This is a genomic window from Buttiauxella cochleicola, from assembly GCF_021282405.1.
GTDB lineage: Bacteria > Pseudomonadota > Gammaproteobacteria > Enterobacterales > Enterobacteriaceae > Buttiauxella > Buttiauxella massiliensis.
On record NZ_JAJSOU010000002.1, the window covers coordinates 258,011 to 283,722 of the forward strand.

General features: G+C 48.0%; 26 protein-coding genes. 12 read left to right on the plus strand and 14 right to left on the minus strand.

Features of this window, described 5'->3' with window-relative positions; all coding sequences use genetic code 11:
- Positions 1 to 2: 2 nt before the first annotated feature.
- Entirely contained in the window at positions 3 to 1,649 is a 1,647-nt protein-coding gene (gene ftsY, locus LVQ79_RS03490; RefSeq protein ID WP_232863902.1) for a signal recognition particle-docking protein FtsY, read from the minus strand.
- A 160-nt stretch (positions 1,650 to 1,809) separates the two neighbouring features.
- Between ftsY and rsmD the strand changes: the two genes are divergently transcribed.
- Together rsmD and LVQ79_RS03500 are read left to right on the plus strand one after the other, a co-directional pair.
- Entirely contained in the window at positions 1,810 to 2,403 is a 594-nt protein-coding gene (gene rsmD, locus LVQ79_RS03495; protein WP_232863903.1) for a 16S rRNA (guanine(966)-N(2))-methyltransferase, read from the plus strand.
- Positions 2,397 to 2,666, plus strand: a complete 270-nt coding sequence (locus tag LVQ79_RS03500; RefSeq protein WP_064561314.1) for a DUF1145 family protein — start codon at positions 2,397 to 2,399, stop codon at positions 2,664 to 2,666. The genes rsmD and LVQ79_RS03500 overlap by 7 nt, the downstream gene beginning before the upstream one ends.
- A 138-nt stretch (positions 2,667 to 2,804) precedes the next feature.
- Here the strand turns inward: LVQ79_RS03500 and LVQ79_RS03505 are convergent, their stop codons facing one another.
- Entirely contained in the window at positions 2,805 to 3,161 is a 357-nt protein-coding gene (locus LVQ79_RS03505; RefSeq protein ID WP_232863904.1) for a DUF2500 domain-containing protein, read from the minus strand.
- A gap of 136 nt (positions 3,162 to 3,297) precedes the next feature.
- On the opposite strand from LVQ79_RS03505, the gene LVQ79_RS03510 reads away from it, so the two are divergent.
- The 4 genes from LVQ79_RS03510 (at position 3,298) to LVQ79_RS03525 (ending at position 7,100) form a co-directional block, all read left to right on the plus strand.
- Entirely contained in the window at positions 3,298 to 3,924 is a 627-nt protein-coding gene (locus LVQ79_RS03510; protein WP_064514650.1) for a lysoplasmalogenase, read from the plus strand.
- Positions 3,925 to 4,030: 106 nt separating this feature from the next.
- The gene (zntA, locus tag LVQ79_RS03515) at positions 4,031 to 6,238 is read left to right on the plus strand and encodes a Zn(II)/Cd(II)/Pb(II) translocating P-type ATPase ZntA (RefSeq protein ID WP_232863905.1); all 2,208 of its coding nucleotides are present in this window, start codon (positions 4,031 to 4,033) and stop codon (positions 6,236 to 6,238) included.
- A 143-nt stretch (positions 6,239 to 6,381) separates the two neighbouring features.
- The gene (locus LVQ79_RS03520) at positions 6,382 to 6,693 is read left to right on the plus strand and encodes a type II toxin-antitoxin system HigB family toxin (protein ID WP_232863906.1); all 312 of its coding nucleotides are present in this window, start codon (positions 6,382 to 6,384) and stop codon (positions 6,691 to 6,693) included.
- Complete coding sequence (locus LVQ79_RS03525; RefSeq protein ID WP_232863907.1) at positions 6,690 to 7,100, plus strand: helix-turn-helix domain-containing protein; 411 nt, start codon at positions 6,690 to 6,692, stop codon at positions 7,098 to 7,100. Before LVQ79_RS03520 ends, LVQ79_RS03525 begins: the two co-directional genes overlap by 4 nt.
- A gap of 37 nt (positions 7,101 to 7,137) precedes the next feature.
- Here the strand turns inward: LVQ79_RS03525 and LVQ79_RS03530 are convergent, their stop codons facing one another.
- From LVQ79_RS03530 to tusA, 4 genes are all read right to left on the minus strand, one after another.
- Entirely contained in the window at positions 7,138 to 8,427 is a 1,290-nt protein-coding gene (locus LVQ79_RS03530) for a TRAP transporter large permease (RefSeq protein WP_154151010.1), read from the minus strand.
- A 14-nt stretch (positions 8,428 to 8,441) separates the two neighbouring features.
- Positions 8,442 to 8,951 carry a TRAP transporter small permease gene (locus tag LVQ79_RS03535; RefSeq protein WP_151993810.1) on the minus strand — a complete coding sequence of 170 codons (510 nt, stop codon included), beginning with the start codon at positions 8,949 to 8,951 and terminating at the stop codon, positions 8,442 to 8,444.
- Between the two features lie 34 nt (positions 8,952 to 8,985).
- Complete coding sequence (locus tag LVQ79_RS03540; protein ID WP_232863908.1) at positions 8,986 to 9,969, minus strand: TRAP transporter substrate-binding protein; 984 nt, start codon at positions 9,967 to 9,969, stop codon at positions 8,986 to 8,988.
- A 198-nt stretch (positions 9,970 to 10,167) separates the two neighbouring features.
- The gene (gene tusA, locus LVQ79_RS03545; RefSeq protein WP_064514924.1) at positions 10,168 to 10,413 is read right to left on the minus strand and encodes a sulfurtransferase TusA; all 246 of its coding nucleotides are present in this window, start codon (positions 10,411 to 10,413) and stop codon (positions 10,168 to 10,170) included.
- 175 nt (positions 10,414 to 10,588) lie between these two features.
- On the opposite strand from tusA, the gene LVQ79_RS03550 reads away from it, so the two are divergent.
- Both LVQ79_RS03550 and LVQ79_RS03555 read left to right on the plus strand, forming a co-directional pair.
- Positions 10,589 to 11,254, plus strand: a complete 666-nt coding sequence (locus LVQ79_RS03550; protein ID WP_232863909.1) for a 7-cyano-7-deazaguanine/7-aminomethyl-7-deazaguanine transporter — start codon at positions 10,589 to 10,591, stop codon at positions 11,252 to 11,254.
- Positions 11,255 to 11,326: 72 nt separating this feature from the next.
- Positions 11,327 to 11,884, plus strand: coding sequence for a DcrB family lipoprotein (locus tag LVQ79_RS03555; protein ID WP_134185860.1), 558 nt, complete (start codon positions 11,327 to 11,329; stop codon positions 11,882 to 11,884).
- Here LVQ79_RS03555 and LVQ79_RS03560 read toward each other — a convergent pair whose 3' ends face one another.
- Positions 11,885 to 13,111: an MFS transporter gene (locus LVQ79_RS03560; protein WP_232863910.1), complete on the minus strand. Its 1,227-nt coding sequence runs from the start codon at positions 13,109 to 13,111 to the stop codon at positions 11,885 to 11,887. It abuts the gene before it with no gap.
- A 142-nt stretch (positions 13,112 to 13,253) separates the two neighbouring features.
- On the opposite strand from LVQ79_RS03560, the gene LVQ79_RS03565 reads away from it, so the two are divergent.
- Both LVQ79_RS03565 and LVQ79_RS03570 read left to right on the plus strand, forming a co-directional pair.
- Complete coding sequence (locus LVQ79_RS03565; RefSeq protein WP_151993814.1) at positions 13,254 to 14,303, plus strand: AI-2E family transporter; 1,050 nt, start codon at positions 13,254 to 13,256, stop codon at positions 14,301 to 14,303.
- Between the two features lie 63 nt (positions 14,304 to 14,366).
- Positions 14,367 to 15,758 carry a M24 family metallopeptidase gene (locus tag LVQ79_RS03570; RefSeq protein ID WP_232863911.1) on the plus strand — a complete coding sequence of 464 codons (1,392 nt, stop codon included), beginning with the start codon at positions 14,367 to 14,369 and terminating at the stop codon, positions 15,756 to 15,758.
- 44 nt (positions 15,759 to 15,802) lie between these two features.
- Here LVQ79_RS03570 and LVQ79_RS03575 read toward each other — a convergent pair whose 3' ends face one another.
- The 5 genes from LVQ79_RS03575 to LVQ79_RS03595 form a co-directional block, all read right to left on the minus strand.
- A complete protein-coding gene (locus LVQ79_RS03575; protein ID WP_232863912.1) occupies positions 15,803 to 16,066 on the minus strand; it encodes a hypothetical protein in 264 nt (87 codons plus the stop codon).
- Between the two features lie 103 nt (positions 16,067 to 16,169).
- Complete coding sequence (locus tag LVQ79_RS03580) at positions 16,170 to 17,123, minus strand: fimbrial protein (protein ID WP_232863913.1); 954 nt, start codon at positions 17,121 to 17,123, stop codon at positions 16,170 to 16,172.
- Complete coding sequence (locus LVQ79_RS03585) at positions 17,114 to 19,567, minus strand: fimbria/pilus outer membrane usher protein (protein ID WP_232863914.1); 2,454 nt, start codon at positions 19,565 to 19,567, stop codon at positions 17,114 to 17,116. Before LVQ79_RS03585 ends, LVQ79_RS03580 begins: the two co-directional genes overlap by 10 nt.
- 12 nt (positions 19,568 to 19,579) lie before the next feature.
- Positions 19,580 to 20,290, minus strand: a complete 711-nt coding sequence (locus LVQ79_RS03590) for a fimbrial biogenesis chaperone (RefSeq protein ID WP_232863915.1) — start codon at positions 20,288 to 20,290, stop codon at positions 19,580 to 19,582.
- A 54-nt stretch (positions 20,291 to 20,344) separates the two neighbouring features.
- Complete coding sequence (locus tag LVQ79_RS03595; protein ID WP_232863916.1) at positions 20,345 to 20,920, minus strand: fimbrial protein; 576 nt, start codon at positions 20,918 to 20,920, stop codon at positions 20,345 to 20,347.
- Positions 20,921 to 21,314: 394 nt separating this feature from the next.
- Between LVQ79_RS03595 and LVQ79_RS03600 the strand changes: the two genes are divergently transcribed.
- Together LVQ79_RS03600 and LVQ79_RS03605 are read left to right on the plus strand one after the other, a co-directional pair.
- Positions 21,315 to 21,950, plus strand: coding sequence for a LuxR C-terminal-related transcriptional regulator (locus LVQ79_RS03600; RefSeq protein WP_232863917.1), 636 nt, complete (start codon positions 21,315 to 21,317; stop codon positions 21,948 to 21,950).
- Positions 21,951 to 22,055: 105 nt separating this feature from the next.
- Positions 22,056 to 22,904, plus strand: a complete 849-nt coding sequence (locus LVQ79_RS03605) for a helix-turn-helix domain-containing protein (protein ID WP_232863918.1) — start codon at positions 22,056 to 22,058, stop codon at positions 22,902 to 22,904.
- Between the two features lie 3 nt (positions 22,905 to 22,907).
- Here LVQ79_RS03605 and LVQ79_RS03610 read toward each other — a convergent pair whose 3' ends face one another.
- Entirely contained in the window at positions 22,908 to 24,152 is a 1,245-nt protein-coding gene (locus LVQ79_RS03610) for an MFS transporter (RefSeq protein WP_232863919.1), read from the minus strand.
- 471 nt (positions 24,153 to 24,623) lie between these two features.
- Entirely contained in the window at positions 24,624 to 25,127 is a 504-nt protein-coding gene (locus tag LVQ79_RS03615; RefSeq protein ID WP_232863920.1) for a hypothetical protein, read from the minus strand.
- Between the last annotated feature and the right edge of the window lie 585 nt (positions 25,128 to 25,712).

Here is a 25,712-nt window from a genome sequence, read left to right on the forward strand (position 1 = left end):
GGTTAATCCTCTCGGGCAAAAAGTGCCTCAATAAAATCGCCCGCATTAAACGGACGCAAGTCCTCAATACGCTCGCCGACGCCAATATAGCGAATCGGAATACCAAACTGATCGGCAACGGAGAAAATCACGCCGCCTTTGGCTGTACCATCGAGTTTGGTTAGCGTAATGCCTGTCAATCCAACGGCTTCATGGAACAATTTAGCCTGGCTAATCGCATTCTGCCCGGTGCTGGCATCGAGGGTGAGCATAACCTCATGCGGTGCGTCTTCGTCCAGTTTTTTCATTACGCGGACGATTTTCTTCAGCTCTTCCATCAGGTGCGCTTTGTTCTGCAAACGCCCGGCGGTGTCCGCCAGAAGTACGTCGACATTTCGTGCTTTCGCGGCCTGAATGGCATCGAAAATCACTGAGGCGGAATCAGCACCTGTGTGCTGAGCAATAACAGGAATATTGTTACGATCGCCCCACACCTGCAGTTGCTCTACCGCAGCGGCTCGGAAGGTATCACCCGCCGCCAGCATCACAGATTTGCCTTCCTGCTGGAACTGACGAGCCAGTTTGCCGATGGTGGTGGTTTTACCCACACCATTGACGCCAACCATCAGGATAACGAACGGCGTTTTGCCTTCAACTTTCAGCGGCTCATCGACTTTCGCCAGAATTTCACCCATCTCTTCTTTCAGCAGACCGTACAACGCTTCGGCGTCACGCAGGTCTTTGCGGCTTGCGCCTTCCGTCAGATTGGTGATGATTTTACGCGTGGTTTCAACACCCACGTCGGCAATAAGCAATTGCTCTTCGAGCTCTTCAAACAGATCATCGTCGATTTTTTTGCCGCGGAACAGACTGATAAATCCGGAACCGAGGTTCTGTTTGGTTTTAATCAGGCTGCGTTTAAGGCGAGCAAAGAAACCTTCTTTGGTTGGTCGCTCTTGTTCGTGCTGAACTTCTTCGGCTTGAGACTCTTCAGGCTCCAGTTCCGCCGCAGCTTCTTCGACGATAACGGCCGCAACAGGAATGTCTTCAACGACTTCTTCTACCGGAGCTTCTTCAGCAACAACTTCTTCAACAATTACGTCTTCAACTACGATAGCTTCAACCGGAGCGACTGCAATTTCTTCAGGCTCAACAACCGTTTTAACAGCAGTTTCCGCAACGACAGGTTCTTGCTCAGGCTGCCACTCTTCTAATGATTCAACCTGTACCGCTTCTGGCGCGACTATCTCTTCAGGAACCGGTAGCTCTTCGTGTTCGACCACAGCTTGCGCAGTAACTTCTGGTTCTGGCTCTGGTTCCGGAATGATTTCCGGTTCAACCGCAGCCACTTCGCTTTCAACGAGTTTTTCAGTGACTTCTACGATCTCTTCAGCGAAGGCTTCAGGTTCTTCATGCTTTTCAAGCACAACAGGTTCAGCTTCAGGCAAAACTTCTGGCTGAATCTCAGTTTGTGCTTCTGGCTTAATCTCTTCTGACTGTGCAGTTTCGTCAGCGGCTTGCGGTTGTTCAGCTTCAATAATTTGCTCAACAACTTCTTCGGCAACCGGTTGTTCTTCTGCTACTTTTTGTTCTGGTTCTTGTTCAGAAGCCTGCTCTTTCTGGCCAAAGCCCAGCCATGAAAAAAAGCCACGTTTTTTCTCTTTCGCCATTTGCGAACACACTCCTCGCTGTTAATTCATGGCACAGGCCCGATTGAGCATGCCACGGGCACTGAAAATAATTATCTAATGAATGCCTTAGTCTATCACTTTCCCCGCCTTACACACACCGTTACACTAGACGGCAAGAAATTGCATCGCAGTGAGTCTCATGAAAAAACCGCAATCTACTGGCACCGGCCAGATCCGTATTATTGGAGGCCAATGGCGCGGCCGCAAACTGCCCGTACCAGACAGCCCTGGCCTGCGTCCTACCACAGATCGGGTTCGTGAAACCCTGTTTAACTGGCTGGCACCCACCATGGTCGATGCCACCGTGCTGGATTGCTTTGCAGGAAGCGGTGCATTGGGGCTTGAAGCCTTGTCGCGTTACGCGAGCCGTGCCACATTGCTGGAGATGGATCGCAACGTTTCACAGCAGTTGCAAAAAAATCTCGCCACGCTGAAAGCGACCAACGGAAAAGTCGTGAACACCAACACGCTTAATTTCCTGTCGCAGTCCGGTGAACCGCACAGCATCGTATTTGTTGACCCGCCATTCCGTAAGGGGTTGCTGGACGACACACTCGCGCTGCTGGAAAGCAACGGTTGGCTGGCAGATGAAGCGCTGATCTACGTTGAAAGCGAAGTGGAAAACGGAACGCCAACGGTGCCCGTAAGCTGGTCTTTGCATCGTGAAAAAGTCGCGGGACAGGTCGCGTATCGTTTGTATAGCCGTGAAATTCAAGGAGCAGAGTCATGCTGATTAACATAGGCCGATTGCTGATGCTCGGCGTCTGGGCATTTTTGTTACTAAATATTGTCCATCCGTTCCCACGCCCGCTGAATATTTTCATTAACGTCGCGCTGATCTTCACCGTGCTGATGCACGGTATGCAGTTAGCGTTACTGAAATCGACTCAGCCAAAAGGCAGCCCACCGCTCAGTCGCGCTCAGCAGATTAAGATTTTTATCTTTGGGGTATTTGAACTGCTGGTCTGGCAGAAGAAGCTCCGCCAGGGTAAATAATCATAATGCGGTGCCACCAGGCGTAATTGTTGCAGCCAGTTTGGACACGGACAGCGCGGAGGAACCGGAGCGTACACGCAGTATGTGAGGATTCCGAGCACTGCCCTGGTCAAAAATGGCAAATAAAATAGCCTGTTATTAGTCGGGGATGAAGCCCACAAAGCGCGTCCCCTTGTACTGTAAAGTTCCTGCATCACCAACGCTCATCGAGTGATACTGCTCTGCCGTCACGCGCATTTTTAGCTCCAGTCCGCCACTTTGTGGGCGAAACCAAACCTCATAACGCATGATATCTTCGACAGGTGTGACCTGGCGTTGTCGTGATCGACGATCGGTGGTGGGCATTTCACGTTTCGTCGCCACCAGCACACTTCTTTCCATCATGGGCGCGGCATCATTTTCCGCATTCTGACGGCGCTGTTGCACAAAGCGGAACGACGCTGCCACGACGATAATCGCAACAACAGCAATGAAGAAAAGGGGCATTTTACTCATGGATTTATCTCGATTTGTCAGGCACTTTTAAGAATACCCTGCACGTCGTGGCATTGTCACCCACCGACATTGACCACTAGACTGAGATAAGTAACGTCGTGCTTTCAATTTTAATTTAATGCCCTAAGGACATGCCATGCTTTGGTCATTTATTGCTGTATTCTTCTCCGGGTGGCTGTACGTCGACGCCTCCTATCGTGGGCCAACCTGGCAACGCTGGGTGTTCAAACCCGTCACCCTTCTGCTGTTATTACTGCTGGCCTGGCAAGCGCCGATGTTCAACGCAACAGGCTATTTGATCCTCGCGGGGCTTGCGGCAACGCTGCTCGGTGACGCCCTCACCCTGCTTCCAACCCAGCGCATGTTGTATGCCATCGGGGCGTTTTTCCTGTCGCACCTGTTGTATACCCTCTATTTCGCCAGCCAAATGACGTTCAGTTTCTTCTGGCCTTTGCCGCTGGTACTGCTAGTTATTGGCGCGCTACTGACCGCCGTCATCTGGACGCGCCTCGAAACATTCCGTTGGCCGATTCTGACGTTTATCGGCATGACACTGGTGATGGTGTGGCTGGCCGGTGAGCTCTATTTCTTCCTGCCAACACGCCCGAGTTTCTCAGGCTTTATTGGCGCAACGCTGCTGCTGTTGGGCAATATAGTCTGGCTGGGTAGCCATTACCGCCGCCGCTTCACAGGCGATAGCGCCATCGCCGCAGCCTGCTATTTTGCCGGGCACTTTATGATTGTCCGCGCTCTGTATATTTGACCTTGCGGGCGGTATTTACCGCCCCTCAAATTTCCCTCTTGACTCTGGAGTCAACTCCAGAGAGTAACATGCGTAATGAGAACATTATCATTACCCAGGAGGGCGCATGCTCAACTCCCCAAAAACACCACAATTTGCGAAGGCAAAGCTCAGTCCGTTGCCGATAAAAACAGACGCATGCCATGGTAATGATTGCTGTAGTGACGCCAATGTCGCGCCTGAAACGCAAATGCTGCCTGATACCGGCGAACGTTATAGCTGGCTCGTCGATGGCATGGACTGCGCCGCCTGCGCCCGCAAAGTTGAAAACGCTGTCAAACAGATTGCCGATGTGCAGCGCGTTCAGGTGCTGTTCAGCACAGAAAAACTGCTGGTCACCGCGCAGCGCGATGTTCGCGACGACGTTGAAAAAGCCGTGAAAGCCGCAGGTTACAACCTAAGAAACAGTGCCGCCCCCGCACCGAAAACATCCGCCTGGCATGAAAATTTACCGCTCATCTTACTGATAGCCATGATGGCGCTGAGCTGGGGGCTTGAGCAGTTTAACCATCCGTTCGGCAACATAGCATTCATCGCCACCACGTTGGTTGGCCTGTGGCCGATCGCGCGCCAGGCCGAGCGCCTGATGCGCACCGGTAACTGGTTTGCCATCGAAACGTTGATGAGTGTCGCTGCCATTGGCGCACTGTTTATCGGAGCGACCGCAGAAGCCGCGATGGTATTACTGCTGTTCTTAATTGGTGAACGCCTGGAGTCCTACGCCGCCAGCCGCGCGCGCCGTGGTGTGAGCGCACTGATGGCGCTGAAACCAGAAGTCGCGACTCGTATTCGTAACGGTGAACGCGAAAGCATCGCGCTCTCTGATTTACGTCCGGGCGATGTCATAGAAGTAGCGGCGGGCGGGCGTTTGCCTGCTGATGGCCGCTTGCTAACACCTTTTGCCAGTTTCGATGAAAGCGCATTAACCGGCGAGTCCATTCCGGTTGAACGCCAGCAAGATGAGAAAGTCCCGGCAGGAAGCACCAGCGTCGACAGACTGGTGCAGCTCGAAGTCATTTCCGAACCGGGCGACAGCGCAATTGACCGCATCCTGCGTTTAATTGAAGAAGCGGATGAGCGCCGCGCACCGATTGAGCGCTTTATTGACCGTTTCAGCCGCATTTACACGCCGATTATTATGGCAATCGCCCTGCTCGCAGCGGTTATTCCTCCGCTGCTGTTTGGGCAAAGCTGGGGCGAGTGGATCTACAAAGGGCTGGCACTGTTACTCATTGGTTGCCCGTGTGCGCTGGTGATTTCTACCCCTGCAGCAATTACCTCCGGACTTGCTGCGGCAGCACGCCGTGGCGCGTTAATTAAAGGCGGCGCAGCTCTCGAACGCCTCGGCAAAATTCAGCATATCGCTTTCGATAAAACCGGCACGTTGACGGCTGGAAAACCGCAAGTCACCACCATTGAAGTGAATGGTGGACTTAGCGAAAACGACCTGCTGGCCCTGGCCGCTGCCGTGGAGCTTGGCTCATCACACCCGCTTGCCCAGGCTATTGTGCGTGAAGCGCAAAACCGCAATCTGGAATTGCCTGACACAACTGCACACCGGGCGCTGGCAGGTATTGGCGTGGAAGCCGCAATCAATGGCGAAACATTGTTATTAAGCGCACCGGGTAAGCTCGCGAATACTGTGCTGGATGCGGCCTGGCAGCAGCGAATCACTCAGCTTGAAGCCGAAGGCCAGACGGTGGTTGCACTGTTACAAGAAGGCAAGTTACTTGGCGTTCTGGCATTACGCGATACCTTGCGCAGCGATGCAAAAATGGCGGTTGCGGCACTGCACAACCTCGGTGTTCAGAGCGTGATGTTAACGGGTGATAACCCACGCGCAGCAGCAGCCATCGCGCAGGAATTAGGAATGGATTATCGCGCAAGCCTGCTGCCTGCCGACAAAGTCAGTGCGGTGAATGAACTCAACGCCCGTGCGCCGCTGGCGATGGTTGGCGACGGCATCAACGACGCTCCGGCAATGAAGGCTGCAACTATCGGCATCGCCATGGGCAGCGGCACCGATGTAGCACTCGAAACCGCCGATGCTGCACTGACGCACAACCGCCTGACGGAGCTTGCCAACATGATAGGACTGGCGCGAGCAACACATAATAATATTCGCCAGAACATTACTATCGCGTTGGGGTTGAAGGGGATTTTCCTGGTGACTACGCTGTTGGGTATCACCGGCCTGTGGCTTGCGGTGTTGGCTGATTCGGGTGCCACTGCATTGGTTACCGCGAATGCTCTGCGACTGCTGCGGAAAAAATAAATTGCGAGCATCCTCGACGGTATTGGCTTTGCAGCTGTAGAAAACTGAGAAATCTGAAACACTGGTATTCGGCCCCAGGGAGTTGACGTATTGGCAACTCCCTGGTTATATTGGTTGCCAGATAGTCAACTTCAGGACGAAGTATGCATTTAATCTCTCTAAGAGCATTGAGTGAAGCCAGCGAAAAATATCCCCAACACGCTCAAGAACTTCTCATTCTGGCCCGGGTTATCGAAAAAGGACATTTCCCAACACCCGAATCACTCAGGAAAGTCTATCCAACACTTGATAATTTTAAGTATCTCGATAAGCACTATGTCATCAATATTGCTCGCAACGAGTTGCGGCTACTCGCGCTGATATTTTTTGAAAGCCAGAAATTCTATGTTCGCGACATCATGACGCATGTGGATTACATGAGATTTACCGAAACCCATCGGGGAAAGAAGAGATGATTGCAGATGCACTGAAAGCCGCCGAAGCGCTGAAAACTGCCGTGCCGTTTCTTGCGGGTAACACGGGTGAGAAAGAGTATCTGGAAGCACTGGAACTGGTGGAATACTTGTTGGTCAATGAGCCGACCAACCCGCTGCTGGATTTAGTGAGCCTGAAGATTTCTGAGTATGAAAATACCCTTCCGGAAACTATCGCCTTTCGTGAACAGATGAATGCTCTGCCGCCCGGCGTTGCGGTACTGAGAACGTTGATGGATCAATATGAGTTGAATCAAAGCGATTTCCAACAAGAAATTGGCAGCAAATCAATGGTGTCACGCGTACTGAGTGGCGAGCGCCAGCTTACAATTGAGCACATCAGAAAGCTTTCCCTGCGCTTTGGTATTTCTCCGGCACTGTTTATCTAACCCTCACCCCATCAGAAATGAGGGTTAGATAGTCCTCTCAACTCGTCATGCCCAATACATGCGGCAGCCACAATGAAACTGCCGGAATGTAGGTCACCATCGCCAGCACCACCAGCAATACGCCGTAGAACGGCAACATGGCACGAACCACCACTTCGATTTTCTGTTTGCTCACCGCACTGGCGACAAAAAGCACCGAACCGACCGGCGGTGTAATTAAGCCAATCCCGAGGTTAACCATCATAATCATCCCGAAATGCACCGGGTCGATACCCAGCGAATTCGTCACCGGCAGTAAAACCGGCGTCAGGATCAGGATAATCGGCGCCATGTCCATCAGCGTGCCAATCAACAGCAGCATGACGTTGAGGTACATCAGAATGACGTACTTATTGTCAGACAGCGAAGTGAAGAACTCAGTGATGCGTGATGGCAGTTGCATGTAAGTCATGACTGCGCCGAACGCTGACGCAAAACCAATCAAAATCATGACGATAGAGACTGTTTTTACAGTACGGAACATCAGCTTTGGCAGCTCGTTCCACTTGTAGTCACGGTAGATAAACATAGTCACGAAGAACGCCCACACACAGGCGACTGCCGCCGATTCAGTTGCGGTAAAGACCCCGGTCAAAATCCCGCCGAGAATAATGACCACCGTCATCAAACCCCACAGCGCATCGAAGAAAATTTTCAACGCCTGCTTGAAGGGAATGCGTTCACCTTTCGGGTAACCGCGCTTATGAGCAAACCCGAGGCACATCACCATCAGGCAGAAACCCAGCAATAAACCTGGCAAAATCCCGGCGATAAACAGCGTGGCAATGGAAACCGTGCCGCCCGCCGCCAGGGAGTAAATCACCGAGTTATGGCTTGGCGGGATCAAAATCGCCTGCACCGATCCACTCGCCGTTACCGCCGCTGCATATTCCCGTGGATAACCCTTTTTCTCCATTTCCGGGATCATCACGCTGCCGATGGATGCCGTATCCGCCACGGACGATCCGGAAATCGCCCCAAAAAAAGTGGACGCCACGATATTCACCAGCGACAAGCCGCCGCGAATAAACCCAACGAAAATATAGGCAAAGTTGACCAGGCGACGAGCGATTCCCCCTTCCGCCATAATCGCCCCGGCCAGAATGAAGAACGGGATTGCCAGCAGGGTAAATTTATTCACCCCGCTGGTGATTTGAATCATGATCGCTTCCAGCGGCAAATCTATCCATAACGCTCCCACAATGGCGCTTAGCCCAACGGCAAAAGCCACAGGCATTCCCACTGCAAGCAGCACCGCGAGTGTTGCTAATAAAATAAATGCGTCCATGTTATCCCCTGGTCTTAACCGTGATTACCCAGCAGCACTATTGGGCGGTTCTCTTGAGAGCCGTACAGCAGTCGCTCGACAACAAACAGAATCATTAAAATCGCGCCTACGGGCAGCGGAAGATAGGTTTGACCGGAAGTGAGTAGCGGGAATTCGGCAACAGGTTGTTCCCATAAATCGGCGCACAGGTAGAAGCTGTAATAGAAAATCACCAGTGAAATGACCAGCATCAACAAGTCGACGACACGGGTACAGAACGTCTGCAATGCAGACGGCAGGCGATCTGTCAGCATATTCACCGCTATGTGCGAACCGGCGCGGTAACTCACCGCCGCGCCGATGAACGTGAAGGTCACCATGCAGATTATCGCCACGGGTTCCGGCCAGGATTCCCCACGATTGAGGACATAACGTGAGAAAATCCCAATCGGAATAATGATGGTCATCACCAAAAGAGACAGCCCGGCAATAACCATCGCCAGCAAATAAACTTTATCCATCAAGTCTGAGTAGCGTTGGGACATAAGATGCCCTCCACGAATGCGTTAGCGACAATAGTTACTGAACGTCTGCGATAGCTTTCATCAGATCCTGATGTTTATCGCCGTACTCTTTACGCACCGGCTCAGTCGCTTTCACAAACCAGGCTTTGTCGATTTCGTGGAACTGAACACCACCGGCTTTCATTTTTTCCAGCGCTTGTTTGTTGTAGGCATTCCACAGTTCGCGCTGTTCCATTTGCGCATCACGTGCCAGTTTCAGGACTTTTTGCTGCTGGTCAGGCGTCAGTTTGTCCCACTTCACTTTGGAATAAAGCAGCATTTCTGGCGTGATGAAGTGGCCGCTCAGCGTGTAGTTCTTAGCGACCGGCATGTAGTTATGGGCAATAAAGGTTGGCGGGTTGTTTTCAGCGCCGTCGATAACGCCGGTTTGCATGCCGCTATACACTTCGCTCACCCCCATCGCGACCGAGTTTGCGCCCATGTCTTTAAGCGTTGCCAGTGCGACCGGGCTACCCTGAACGCGGATTTTCATCCCCTTAAGATCTTCAGGTTTCACAACCGGGTTTTTGGTAATCAGGTTACGTGTGCCGGAGTCCATCCAGCCGAGGAATACCAGACGAGATTTCGGGTTATTCGTCAGCTTGTCGCCAATCTCTTTACCTAAATCACCGTCGATCACTTTGTGCATATGGTCTTCGTCGCGGAATACGTACGGCAGGGTAAAGACTTCAACATCTGGCAGGATCGCAGCAACCGGCGCCATCGAAACACGGATCATATCGATCGCACCCATTTGCGCCTGTTCGATCATCTGTTTTTCATCCCCAAGAACGCCACTTGGGAACACTTTAATCTCTAAATCACCGTTGGTTTCTTGCTTCAGTTTTTCGCCCATGTGCTGGACCGCGACTACGTTCGGATAGCCTTCCGGGTGAACGTCAGCGGCTTTAATCACTTGTGCGAGTGCAGTTTGAGCAAACAGAACTGACGCGGTAGACAGACATAAACCAGCAAAAGCAGGCAGAAAGGTCTTCTTCATTGTGTCGCTCCAGCAGAGGTAGAAATATGAGGTAGGAAGTAAAACAATGTTTTAATTTGTCGTTTAAAAATTAGACTACGTGGAGAAAAGCATGGGTGAAGCACTTCACAAAAAGCGACAAAAAATGAAATTGGGGTTCAGAGTAGATGCAAAGAGGGTTCAGAAGCCCAAAGCGGAGAGCAAAGGGCTTGCGCGGCGTTACTGGCCTTTACGCAACAGGTATTGGTAAGGCAATGATTCCACTTGTTTGGCAAGCAGTTCGTGTTCCATGAAAATGCAAAATCCTGGAATATCACGCGTGGTTGCCGGGTCATCAGCAATCACTAGCAGGGTTTCGCCAGCCTGCATATTGCGCACTGTTTTGCGTACCATCATGACGGGTTCCGGGCAGCGCAGGCCCAGGGCATCAAGAGTGTGGTCAGGATTAGAAAAAAGATCGGTCATGAGAAAGCTCGCAATTAACAAACCGCGATAGTTTACGCCGGGAAGATTCTCGTGCAAGTCACGTGAACGATTGCGTTAAAATTAACCATTGCAAAGCGGGGTTAAAGCAGTATCATCGCCCCCGCTTTAAAAAGCTTATTGGGTTCCCTCACCCCACCACTAAAAAGGCTACAAAATGACGCAGTTCAATTCTACTCAGCGCACTAAAGCGCTGTTTTGGCTATCGCTATTCCATTTACTGGTGATCACCTCCAGTAACTATCTGGTGCAATTACCGGTCTCGGTTTTTGGTTTCCATACCACCTGGGGTGCGTTTAGCTTTCCGTTTATCTTCCTCGCAACCGACCTGACGGTACGCATTTTTGGTGCACCTCTGGCACGCCGCATTATTTTTGCCGTGATGCTGCCCGCGCTGATTATTTCGTACGCCATTTCTGCACTGTTTTACATGGGCACCTGGCAAGGGTTCGAAGCATTGCTGCACTTCAACCTGTTCGTCGCGCGTATCGCTGTCGCAAGCTTTATGGCGTACGCGTTGGGGCAAATTCTGGATGTGCATGTGTTTAACCGCCTGCGCCAAAGCCAGTACTGGTGGCTTGCGCCAACGGCATCCACGCTTTTCGGAAATATCAGCGACACGCTTTCCTTCTTCTTTATTGCTTTCTGGCGCAGCCCGGACGCCTTTATGGCGCAGCATTGGGTGGAAATCGCGGTCGTCGATTACTGCTTTAAAGTGTTAATCAGCATTGTATTCTTCCTACCGATGTACGGCGTTTTGCTGAATATGTTGTTGAAACGTCTGGCAGATAAGTCTGAAAGTTCGGCGTTACAGCCGGGTTGACGGTGGTTGAATTATCTTGTGATAAGATGATGAGATCGGCCGCAAAGGCTTGCTAACGTAAAGGAAGAAGTCATGGGTAACCTGGTAAAATATGTCGGTATTGGCCTGCTGGTATTAGGCCTGGCCGCTTGCGATAACAGTGACAGCAAAACGGCCAAAACGGATGCAGCGGCGGAAAGCAGCGCTGCTGGCCAGCCGGTTAGCCTGCTGGACGGGAAAATTAGCTTTGCACTCCCCGCCGATATGACCGACCAGAGCGGTAAATTGGGCACTCAGGCAAACAACATGCACGTATATTCTGATGCTACAGGACAGAAAGCGGTCATTGTGATTGTCGGTGACAATACGCCTGACGATTTGGCAGCTTTGACAAAACGCCTTGAAGAACAACAACGTGCTCGTGACCCACAGCTGCAAGTCGTGACCAATAAATCCATTGAGATTAAAGGCCACACGCTGCAACAGCTTGACAGTATTATCTCTGCAAAAGGCCAGACAGCTTACTCATCTGTCATCCTGGGTAAAGTAGATAACCAACTGTTAACTATGCAGATAACGCTGCCTGCGGATAACCAGCAACTGGCGCAAACTGCCGCTGAGAACATTATTAATACCATCACCATCAAATAACTATTGTTGCTGTGTTGATGACACGGCCTCCGGTTGCTCAACCGGGGGCCGTTTTTTTAACTGCCAGGCCAACAGCAGCGCAATGCAAACCAGCACCGCCGCCGCCAGATAAATCACCGAAACCCCCGCATAAGCCATCACAAACCCAGCTAATGGCCCGGTAATCCCCAGCGATAAATCCATAAACACGGTGTAGGTCGCAAGCGCACTTCCCTGGTTTTGTTGCGGCACCATTTTCACTGCCACCACGCCCAGCGCCGGGAACACCAAAGAGAAGCCCGCGCCCGTCAGGAAAGTCCCCACTTTTGCCATCAAGGGTTCGCCCGCAAAGCCTACCAGCAGCAAACCGATAATCTCGACTGAGAAGCAAATCATCGCCACATTCAAGCCGCCAAGCCGGTTAATACCATTCGGGAAAAGTAAGCGAGTGCCAACAAACGCACAGCTAAAGAGTGTTAATGCGAATGCAGCACCATCCCAGCCTTTAGCGTCGTAAAACAGTGTGATGAACGTTGCGATCACGCCAAAACCGGCAGACGCGAGTGCGAGCGCCATACCATACGGCCAGACGCGCCCCAGCACCGCGCGAAACGGCAGCGGCTTGCCTTTACTGGCTTTCACCGCCGGGCGTGGAAGTGCCAACAACACTGCCACCAGTGCCACTGCCATAATAATTCCGGCTAACAGTTTTAGCCCGCCGAGATGATAAAACAGCACGCCCAACGGTGCGCCCATCGCCATCGCGCCATAGGTCACAATGCCATTCCAGGAGATCACCCGCCCAATATGCAGCGACCCGACGACACCCACGCCCCAAAGCGTTGAACCGGTTCCGGCAAAACTTTGCCCAATCCCTAAAATGACACGCCCCATACACAGCAACACCAGACTCACCAACGGCCAGGCGCTACCAAACGCCGCCAGCATATAGCTCGCTCCGCTCAGGAAGCAGCCGCATAAACCAAAGATGACAATTTTTTTAGGGCCAAGAATATCTGCGTAACGCCCGGCATGTGGGCGGCTGAGTAACGTGGCGAAATATTGCAGGCTTATCACAAGCCCGGCCCAAAACGCGCTGTAGCCCATCACGTCATGAACGTACCCCGGCAAAACAGCCAGTGGCAGGCCGATGGTCATGTAGCTGGCAAAGTTGAACATCACTACAGAGACAATCTGTAGATTGAGTCGAAAACTGCTTAATGCGGGGGCGGGAGTGAGGTCAGGCATGGGCATTCACTTTTAAAACAGCGTTCCCCAGTATATACACGTCGAGATTCACATTTCAGCAACAGACTTTCAGACTCGCCCTGCGGGTGCGAAATAAACGAAGCGCTACACTTAGAGAATCCCTCCTTTTCAGGATTTTTTCATGCTCTCTCCAGAACCCGATAAAACCGGGCTACATATTCTAATAAAGCTTTCAGCGCTGGTGATTATTCTTGCCGGGATCCATGCTGCGGCAGACATTATCGTCCAGCTATTATTGGCACTCTTTTTTGCCATTGTGCTTAACCCGTTAGTGACGTGGTTTATCCGCCGGGGAGTGAACCGTCCGCTGGCTATCTCGATAGTCGTATTTGCGATGTTGGTTGTGCTGACGATACTGGTGGGTGTGCTGGCGGCATCCATGTCTGAATTCGTCGATATGCTGCCCAAATACAACAAGATGCTGACGCAAAAAGTGTTTGAGCTCGAAAAAATGCTACCGTTTATGCACCTGCGATTATCGCCGGAGCGTATGTTGCAGCGTATGGACTCTGAAAAAGTGATGTCTTACGCCACCACCCTAATGACCGGACTTTCCGGTGCAATGGCCAGTATTCTGCTGTTGGTGATGACCGTGGTATTTATGCTCTTCGAGGTGCGCCACGTTCCGTACAAACTGCGCTTCGCCCTTTCCAACCCGAAAATTCATATCGCCAGCCTGCACCGCGCACTCAAAGGCGTGACGCATTATCTGGCGCTTAAAACGCTCATCAGCCTGTGGACCGGGTTGATTATCTGGCTTGGCCTCGAACTGCTGGGCGTGCAATTTGCGTTGATGTGGGGCGTGTTGGGATTCTTGCTCAATTACATCCCCAATATCGGTTCGGTCATTTCCGCTATTCCACCAATGATTCAGGCGTTCTTGTTTAACGGCACTTACGAAATGATTTTGGTTGGCGTGCTGTTCCTTGCGGTGCATATGCTGCTTGGGAATATCCTTGAACCACGCATGATGGGACGCGGCCTTGGAATGTCGACCTTCGTGGTGTTTCTGTCATTGTTGTTCTGGGGCTGGCTGCTCGGCCCAGTGGGTATGCTCCTGTCAGTGCCGCTTACCAGCGTATGTAAAATACTGATGGAAACCACTCAGGGCGGCGCCAAACTTGCAGTGTTGCTTGGGCAAGGACGGCCAAAAAGTCGGTTGCCGGGATAGGTTCTTAATTTCCCGGGTGATAAGTTAATGTTCACCCGGGAAAAGAAAAGGAGTGACTCACCCATGCCGCAGCCAACAATCACACTTGCCGCCATTGAGCAGCCAGCAATTTACCTGAACACCCCAAGCGTGGTGCTAAACAACCAGACTATTGAGGAGCGTTTGCGCAAAGTTTTGCAGGGAATGGCGCAACAAAATCTGGATTCGCTCGTCGTTTATGCCGATAAAGAGCATGGCGGGAATTTTGAATATTTGACTGGTTTCATCCCACGCTTTGAAGAAGGCTTGCTGGTTCTACATAAAAGCGGTGAGGCAGTGCTGGTTCTTGGTAATGAAAACCTCAAACTCGCACAGCACTCCAGAATTCCTGCAAGTGTGGTACATGCGCAGTGGTTTTCGCTGCCCAACCAACCGATGGACACCACACTTTCGCTAAGCGAAGTGTTGCAACAAGCCGGGCTTCGTGGGCAAAAGCGTGTTGGTATTGCGGGCTGGAAGCTTTTCACTGGCATCAACGACAACAATAAGTCACTGTTTGATATCCCCACCTTTATTTTCCTGGCGCTTCAAAGTGCGCTGACTCCAGCGTGTGAATTAATTAATGCCACAGATCTGTTTATTTCTCCGCGCCAGGGAGCAAGGACAACCAATAACGCCAATGAAATTGCGCACTATGAATACGGTGCAAACCTGGCATCAAGCGCGGCGCTTAACGCACTGAATGCAATTGAATTAGGTAAAACGGAAAAGTCGATTGCAGCCCTGCTTGCCGCCGATGGGCAAGCCAATAACGTCGTAACCATTGCTGCTACGGGCGATCGTTTTGAAAATGCCAACCTGTACCCATCGGATAAGCAGATCCAAAAAGGCGACAAGTTTTCATTAACAGTCAGTTATAAGGGCGGTTTAACCAGCCGTGCGGCATACGTCGTCAGCCAGGCCGATGAACTTCATGAAGAGGTCAGTGATTATCTCGATGTGGTCGCCATCCCGTATTATCGCGCGGTCGTCGCCTGGCTTGAGAATATGCGCGTCGGTGTGAAGGGCCATGAAGTCTACGACTTGATTGAGCGAGTTTTGCCTAAAACCGAATACCACTGGCACCTCAACCCCGGCCACTTAGTTGCTGACGAAGAGTGGCTTTGCTCGCCGATTTACCCTGCGTCAGATATCCCTTTATCCAGTGGGATGCTGCTACAAATCGACATCATTCCATCACGTAAAGGTTACGCGGGAGCGAGTATTGAAGACACCGTGGCGCTGGCCGATGAACCTTTACGCCAGAAACTCGCCACGCTTTACCCGGAATTATGGCAGCGCATCAGCGCACGCAGAAATTACATCCGCGACGTACTGAATATTCACTTACATGAAGATGTGCTGCCGCTCTCTAACACCGTGGGATATTTGCGGCCCTATTTGCTGAATAAAGATTTGGCGCTAATTTGCCAATAATATTTATCTTCCTGCGCCGGATATCTTCCGCGCGCAGGAGTTATCTAGTCTTGTTTACTCGGGCATTGAACCTGGTGAACAAGTTCAGGTGTCCAGTGATACTCAACGACATGCCCTTCCGGGCTTCTGACAGCAATATGTAATTGGGCAAATTCACCTGATTGCAGGGTAAAGAAAAGTTGCGTCAGGGGGTATGGGCAGCCAGCCTGATAGGAAACAAACATTTTCTGCCGGGTGCGCTGAGAACCTCGCTGTGTATTAATGACCAGTTCTATGGTCATTTTCCCGGCAATATCTCGCTCGAACACAGCATATGCCGTGAGATATTGATGACCAAATTGATTATTGTGTGATACCCATATCTGATCTCTGGTCTTAACAAGAGTTGCATGCATATTTCGTCTCACTTATTTATTGGTAATCAATATTGAAATACAGGCTGGCGTGGATTTTCCCCGGTTGTACCTGTTCATCTATCTGGTAATACTGTGAATAAAATCGAACGGAATATTTGTCGGATTTGGAGCTTCTCAATTCCACCTTTTTCATTTCATGAAAATTCAGCGGCTGATGATCGTCACCGAGCACTTGCACTCCTATCCCCTTAGCAGAAGAACGTCCTGCCACTGAATTGCTCAACACTCCGTCAGAACCCGAGTTTTTGCCGAATTGCCCATTCCATTTCAAGAAAACAGCAGAGGGTGTTTTATCATCGGTTGCACAAGATAAATGAATATCAAAAGGGGTTTTACCTGCCACCGAACCAGGGGATTTGAACTGGTCCAGAACAACGCCTGGCAGCGTAATATTGCGTGTTTTCTCACCATAAATTTTGCATGAGCTATTCAGAATAGTGACAAAACTGGCCGGGATATAAATATCTATCAGCGGTGAACTCTGCAGTAGGTTATTTATTTCAAAACTCATACCTTCTGAGCCCCCTCTGGCCGATATTCCATCATCAGCCTTAATCAACTCCATATTGATCCTGGCCCCAGACAATTCAGACATGCTTGCAGAAAATTTAGAAGGCCAGGCTATTTCGCGCCCACTTGAAGTGACCAAAGTCATTTTCATACCAACACCTTTTGCATTGGTTTGAAAAACTCCGGGAGTTTTCATCTTCGACGCTCCACCAGGTACATCCGCGCTAAATTTAATAAGCTCATCACACTCAGGAGACGGTGGAAGCTGCACAGCAAATGAACTCTTTTTTAGCACTGAGCCTAAAGCATGATTATTTTTGTTGGTTACCGTTTCTGGCGATAAAGTAATTTTTTGTGATTTAACAATACAAGTAGCCTGGGAATTAAAACTTACCGCCAGGAGTATCAGCAGTGGTAACCCTGCACGAACTAACGACATATTGCCTCCTGGCTTTTAATAACAATTGTGCAGACTCCATTTTCTGACGAAACACTCACCGTAGCTGATTGGGTTTGGTCAATATAGAGAAGCCCACCCTGACCGACATAACCAATATGGTTATTTTCCTGGTCTTTGATAACCGCGCCAAAAGGTAAAGTCTGTTGGTTGCGCAGTTTGGGATGAATAATGGTCTGTTTATTTATCTTTGTGTCAAAAGCAACGTGAACAACACTGCCCTCAAAGGGCACAACTTTTCTTTGTGTTTGCTGGAAAGTGACGGAGTCATCCGCGCCTTTTGGGTTAATCACCACATCGTTAACACGCCAGGCGCGCAACCACGGCATAACTGCATAACCATTTGAGTCAAAACGGGTTCCTGGCGCTCCATCTAAACGCGCACCTTTTGCATCTGCGGCGTAAACCAGTGCTACCGTATCGCTTCGTTCTGGGGAGAAGGTCACCCCTTTATGGTGAGCAATCATTGAACCACTCATCCCCGCACTAGCCTGATGCCAGTCATTACCCTGGCTTAATGTCGTGCTCAGAGTGCTGTAAGGTGAACGGTAAGTTCCATTCATTCCCCAGTCCATATCTCCGCCACGGCCATAGGCTGCATTAAGGCCTAGCATCATATTATTTTCTTCATCAACTGAGGTTGAGAAGCCCATACGCGTATTGCTGGCTTTACCATTACTGCTATAGCTGTCTGAATATATTTGTGTGTATCCAGAGTCTGAACGCGGGAGTGAATAACTAAAGTTCAGCGCAATCTGATCATCTTTCGTTACGCCACCATATTCATCTTCATTCCATAAACGCTGCACTGAAATCGTCCAGTTTAAATTTCCCCAGTTATTGCTATAGCCCACAGAATATTGTCGATAACTATCCTGCTGTTCCCAGTATTTATTAATCGACCCAGAGATATTTAATGATCCCCATCCATCCTGAAAAGGCTGACTCAGGCTTAATGACCAGGACTGTTTTTCGCGTAATACTGCGTATTCCGAACCACTATCTTGCTGTTCAAAAGCATCACGCTGCCCATAGAAGTTTTTCGCATTGAATTTTCCCTCCAGCCAGAATGAGGTTTGCGACAATGGTAGGGTTCGGTTGTAGGTCAGGCGGTATCCTTGCCCGTGGTTTTCCTGATTATCGAAATTAAAGCGTGACTGTGTAATGTCGAGAGCGAAAGCGCCAAAAAAGGTATTCAACCCAGCGCCCACTAACGCCGACTGGTAATGATCAAATCCGGTAGCACCAGAATAGAGCGACACATAATTGTTTAGGCCGTACTGCCACGTAACCTGTGCAGCAAAGGGAGATTCATTGCTATCTTGCTCATCAACTTTCCCAAGCGAAACGTTATAGCGACTCACGCCCGGTTTTAATAATTGTGGCACTGATGAATAAGGAACAGAGAAACGCCGAATACGCCCGTCAGATTCCTGAATAGTGACCAGCAAATCTCCGCCCGTATTTGCCGGTAAAATAGACTCGATTGAGAAAGGTCCTGCCGGTACGGATGTTTGATGAATAACTCTTCCATCCTGTGTCACGGTGACACGTGCATTCGTTTCCGCCATCCCTCTGATATTTGGTGCCCAGCTCAATGTGTTATCCGGGTGCATTTGATCCTGTGATTCAAGCGATGCGCCCAAAATGCTTAAACCATCAAACAGCTGGCTATCAGTATAAAATTGCCCGGCACTGAACATGGACTTCCAGCCAATCAATGGCTTTTTTAAGGTAGTCCGGTTGCTGGAATAATGCTTTCCACTGTCGTTGTTCCAGTCGAGGCTACCAAAATGTTCAAGCAGCCAACCCGATGCAGAAGCTCTTACATCAAGCCCGAGCCAGGCACTATCCGAACTGGAGCGACTATCGCCACGTTGCTGCATCGAGTAGTAATCAGCCATATAACCGAGATTAATTGCCGGAATACCCTTCTGCCACTGCTCAGGCTGCACATAGTTGCTATCGGTATTATCCAGATATGCTTGTGGAACACTCATCCGTAATTCCAACAATCCGGCATTAAAGGTTTCTACCGCATTACCGTAAACATCCCATTTATTAATCGTGCCACAGTAATTTTTTTCCTCCGCCAGAGATTTATTCATCCGTAGAGTGTTAACTCCAACAGACTCGAGAAAGTAAGCGGAATGACAGGTTGCTAAGTCACCATCTTTGGTTTTATTAAAAATAACATCGTGGCGACCACGCCAATGTTCATTGACATAAACATCAACGCTATAACGCCCTGGTGGCAATGATTTTATATCGAAAGCACTAAGATCGTTGCTCTTAGCATTTCCCATCAAAATAGCATTATTAAACGTATAACGAATATCATCCTCTGCATTAGCACTGATTGGCAGAAATGAAATATTTGCCAATACTAAAAATGGAGTGATGACTGTTTTCTTATAGAGATCCATCTTGTTATATCCTTACCATCCATGAGTAATGACTTTTGTTTCAACCACTCCACCGTAGTCATTAATACTTTGAACAACTAAATTTTGCCCGTGAGAAATATTGTCTTTTACTTTAAATTCCATTTGGCTCTTGGGTGCCACCATCTCACTTTCTTCTAAAAGACCGGAACCTAAAGCAGTTTTAATATCGACAATCGTAATAAAGAATGGCGAAGAGTTAATAACCGTAATTTTATTTCTTGCAGAGCGTAACTCTAATTTATTTTCAGCATCTGCTCTATTACCAAGCCCTTCAGGTCGCCATATAAATTTAAAGCGGGAACGGATCGCCATATTTAGCATGCCAGCATCTTTTTTATACTCATTTTTATCGATAGCAGGGACATCCAGAATATTTAGCCACCACAGTGACTCTCTGTCATTTATGGAGATCGTTTGCAATTCCTGTTTTTTAATTCTTATCGATTGACCATTTTTCGCATCTACGCGAGCAATAGGTGGAGATATTATAAAGGGCGTAGAGATTTTTTCTGGCGGTACATCAGGGTCGCCTTCATCTAACCAGATTTGAGCCAGAGATGGCGCACTGCCTGTGTTGGTCATTTGGATAGTGATTTCTGGAGCATTAGCCGGGTAGATAAAGCGCGTTCCATTAACAATGATATTGTCGGCATAGGACAATGGCGTTAATAGTATGGAATATAGCAGAATTAAAAATCTCATAGTGACCTCCATGTGAGTAATACCATAGCCATTTATGGCTATGGTATTTTTACCTTACCAATATGTTATGTGATAATTAACTTGAGCAGTAACTGGGCCTGATGTACCAGATTTAACACCTGAGTCATTCACTTTTATATAACCAACACTGAATGAGTAGTTGCGTTTATTACTATACGAATGACCACCTTCATCATCCGCATGATAAGAGGTTCTTTTGCTAGCATCAATTTTTGCGCCATCTTTGGTCATAAGCAACAGCCCTACATTATTCAATTCTCCATTTGAATTTTTCAAATATCCCTGTTTTGTGACATTATCATCATTAAACTGAATGGCAATCTTCGGAGGTTTATTAGCAATCAATCCACAATCTTCAAGTGTCAACTTAAATGGTATAGCGTTAGTTCTTGTTTCTGACGTTGGTATTTCTGAAAATCTTACTGGTGGTAAAGATACATGCTTCCCTCTATCAGAGGTAGATATCTTGCATGAGCTCTCAAATACAAGGCCATCGAAATGAACAACATTGGACCATTCTTTTATTCCTGATCCATTATCGCCCGCAGCCATTGCAACAGGAGCAAAACTAATACACGTCAATAAAGCAATGATTGATACTTTACTCATAAAATTTTCCTTTTGTTAGGAGTACAGTAAATCTGTATCTACCAAGAGGTATTTACCTCAGCCTTATTATAAATAAGTAAATATATAAGTAACTACGGAGATTAACGTATTTGCATAATGCTTAGTACTTGCCACTAATACATTAATATTAAAATACATTATTTAATAGAATGTATTTTAATTTATGAAAGATCATTAAATAAATTAAACCATTAAATATCAACGAACTTACATTAGAGACAAATAACTTCTGCTTAATAATTCGGTAAAACCGATTTATTATTATGCACAATAAGCTAAATCTCATTAGGTCTAACATCTTATCGTTAGCCCAATTAATGGATGACAGTAAATTCACTGTCCTGGAGAAAATAACTCTATAGAGGGAAGACCCATGCTTAACTACCCAGCAGAGCAAAAATTGTTCTTAGTTACCCGACCCTCAGTGCAAAATCATCTTCTTCTGGAGCGCTTGAATCAGGAAATTAAGATCCCGGTTGTGGTCCTGAATGTAAAGAAACCAATGATGTTTTATGCTTCTGAGAAATCTATCTTTATTTACGATACAGACGCAGCCAGCAGTAAATCCAACAAAGTCTGGCCAAAGTTGCTTGCGGAAAGCCAATCCAGCATGCGGATATGCCTGCTTAACTGCTCGAGGGCATTGTCTGTTTATGAGAAATCAATTTGGCATCGTTTCGATACCGTATTACCCGATGACACCACACCTGGCAGTCTGGTTAACGCCATAAAAATTATGATGCAAAACAGATATGAAGATAATGCAAACGCTTGCCTTCAAACCGCACCGGAACAAACCTATGGTGATAAAAACTCAGGCAATTTGACCATACGGGAATACGAAATTCTGCACGAGTTATGTAAAGGTGAGTCTAATGCTCGCATCGCTCAATCCTTCTTTATCAGTGAAAACACAGTACGAACTCATCTTTATAATATTTTTAAGAAAATATCGGTAAATAATCGGATACAGGCTGTAAATTGGGTTAACCATCAACTTATTAATTAATTACATCAATTGACCAACAGTGCAATAATAACGGGGTTGATTGACTAAATAAATCCAATATGTATATCTAATAAGGGACTTTCGCGCTCAAGGATGTATTGCCACATGCTTAAAAAGAATATCGTACAGGAAGTATTAAATTACATCGAAAATAATATCGATGTGAATATTAACATTGATGATATATCCAGATTTACGGGTTACAGCCGCCGGCACATCCAGACTATTTTTAAACAACATGTAAGAATACCTCTCGGTCTCTACATTCGTAAACGTAGGGTAACTCGTGCATCTATCTTCCTGCGTCTAACCAATATGAATGTTATTGATATATCTGCGAAATTTGGCTACGACTCGCAACAGTCCTTTTGCCGGGAATTTAAAAAAGCAGCAGGCTTAACCCCACTTCAGTACCGCAGAAGTAGCTGTTGGGACTTCTCGCCATTACAGGCAGAATTCAACTTTAACCGCATCGACGTAGGCAGCTTTCAGATATGCACCTTGCCCGAAGGATATGTTTCAGGTCAAATGTCTCACCAAGAAATCGCCATCCCAGCCAATGAGAATATTTTAGAGGTCCGCTGGAATACCATCATCAACCATTTGAATAACCAGAAACAAAATATTTGGTCGATATCTGAATATAAAGCGCATAAGAAACATTCAATGCGCATAAAGCTAAGTTCGATTATTGGCGTACATAATAAAGAGTTAAACAAAAAACCGGGTGATCACACCTACCCTTCGGGGATATATGCCCGATTTTCATTCAGGTGCAATAAAGAAGAATACTCTAAGTATTCAAAACATATTTATCTCAACATTTTTCCTAAACACAGGTTAAAACGCAGACCAGCCCCTGACATTGAGGTTTTCACTTATAACGGCTACGCCAGGCCTGAAAATGCTCTGGATTGTGAATACTACATCCCTGTAGAAACAGTAGCTGAATAACAACTAGCTCTGTTGTCTGACTTGCGCAGTATTATCGAGTCTTCTGATCGCTGGCGTGAAACTGGCTGCGAAGGTTGCAACCAGAACTGCAGCTGCGCAACACAATAAAACATTTGTGTTGCCGTAGTGCATCGCAAGAGGGCCTGCTGCAATTTCGCCAATCGGAATCGCCACAAATGAACCCAATGCATCATAAGCATAAACACGTGCAAGCTTTTCAGGCGGGATATGAGTTTGTAGCGACTGCGCCCAGGCCACACCGAACAACCCAAAACCAACTCCAGCTATAAAAAATGCCGCCATCAAAACTGAGGTCGAAGGAATCAGAGCCAGGATGACAATTGGGCCTGCGCAAAATGCCGTTAAAATTGTGCCAATTAACAAATCCCGACGTGGCCGCCAACGAAGTGCAATAACAGAGCCGACTATCAAGCCCATACTTTGGGCGGCAATCGCCATGCCCCAACCTGTTCGGCCAAATGTTGCATCTGCGACTACGGGACCCAGCACCATCATCACGCCGCTAAAGGCCGCATTGACGATGGTAAATTGCACCACAATTGCCCAGACCCATGAGCGTGAAATAAACTCCACCCAACCGTCCTTTAAATCCTGCAAGATATTGGATTGAGCGCTCTGAGGTTGTGCCGAATTAGTTCGAATCATTAAATACAGTGGTGCTGATGCCGCAAACCCTAAAGCATCAATGGCCAATCCCCAGCCTGGCCCCATCACGCTTATGAGAACACCGCCCAGTGATGCACCAATAACAGTCCCGCCATAAATACCTAACTGGATAAAGGCATTTGCTTCCCGTAAGGAATGCACCGGAACAGTTTGTGGGACCATGGCTTGCGAAGCAGGCAACGAAGCCCCCGCTGCTGCACCGTTTATAGCGCCAAGTATCACCAACAGCATAATGGTTGCCGAGCCATCCAGAACTAAGCCAGCAACAACCCCCTGTGAGATTGCAGCGATAACCGATGAGTAAAGCAGAACACGACTTCGTGAATAGCGATCGGCAAGTACCCCGCCAATCAACAAGAAAGCCACGTTAAAAATCGAGCGAGCAGCAATAACAATGCCCAAGTCAGCGGCCGATCCCCCCATGTCGAGCACGGCAAAAGCCAGAGCAATCGGTGCGATTCCATTACCCAGTACCGTCAGCAGACGAGCAAAGAACAAATTGCGGAACGGCGCGTAGTAAAATGCCCGCTTAGAAGATATTGCTGCCGTATCTGTGCTCACTAATATTCCTCGAAACTGTTTTGCGGCTTAATGCTTCGCTGTAGTGTGAGTTACGCCGCTTATCAAAAATGGACTATTAGTTATACCACTAATTATTTAATTCTATATATTTTATGTATTTAACATCCTATTTTTGGTAATAGAATCTATGTAATGCTTAAGTTTCCTCTTGCTAACATCGCCTGCAAGTTCGTTGTTATGTACCAACAAGTCATAATTGAAGCCATTGCCAGTAGGGTTAAATATCATTAATTCCAGCTCAACCCCAAACATAAAGAGGTTCTTAAGAGCTACGTGATATCAATGAAATACAGATCTCACCAGGAAGGCTGAAATAAGTAAAATCAGTGCCTGGTACTAAGCTGTTGGGAATGACGAAGATATGTAACTGCTGGCATGACATCGTCAAGCCAGCAGTTAACAATGAAACATAAGGACGGTATCTGAAGAAAAAAATACTACGGCAAAATGCTATTGGCCGTATGTGGCATTGGTCCCATCACTCGGGTTTTCGTCGTCCGTTTCTCCATAAAGAGTGTTCGCGGTTTCATCCGGCAGTTTTTCTAATTTTCCGCAAATATAGACGTGTGAACCGAGAGCCAGACGATAAGTCTCCTCTGTCTGGCCGTTGTCGCGTGCCGCACCCCATACAATACTTGGGCTATCAGCCATGCCTATGTAGGTTTTCGACAGGTTATCGTAGATTACTCTGTTGTATTGTTCGTACTGTCGGCGATCTGAGGTGGGGGTGCGTGACAAAAAGAGATCCACTGCACCAGTTTGCTTGTTTTTCAGACCGATTAGCGTATGCCCAGAATTGGAATCTGTCAGATCGGTGAAGTTGACCGTAATGGATTTCCCGCAGGTCAAAGTGTAAGTGGCAAGGTCATTGCCCAATTTCACTTCTTTCGCAAAAACCGAAAAGGAAGCCATAAGAAGAAAAACGGGTAGTACACTGGTTTTTTTTAGATTCATTTTCTTAGCCTAACTCACGTTTAACCACGAATAACGTCACCTGGTGACCTGTATTTTCTAAAAAATGCTGGTTTGCCATTTTTATTACAGCAACGACTAACACCAAAAAAGTAAGGGCTCACTCGGCATAGAAAATGCTTCGTTTCCATGTCAATGAAAAAGCATATGAACTTTATTACCGAAACCAAAAAGGTGGAGGGTAATCCAGTTGGAGTTAAGATTTGAAAAGCATAGAAACGTGCTTTACATCATCCACTAACATCAACTTTTTCATTACAGCTAGCTCTAAGCGTAGGAGTTTTTACCCGGAAATCAACACAAGCAAAACGCCGCTGAGAGATAAGCTACATTTTTTTTAGGTCTGTAATTTTGGCGAGTATATACCAGGCCTGCGCGGAAATTAAAGTCCATTATTATCAGAAGCTAATATTTATCGATTCCCAAAGAGATCGAGATAAAATTCTGATTTTTAGAAAATGGTTTCTCTTTCTTTATGTTTGCACCTATCCCTCTCCAATAGGACTATAGGCACCTAGGAAATCTCCTAATAAATATCCTATAAAAGAGTTGAAATCCTAAAGACGG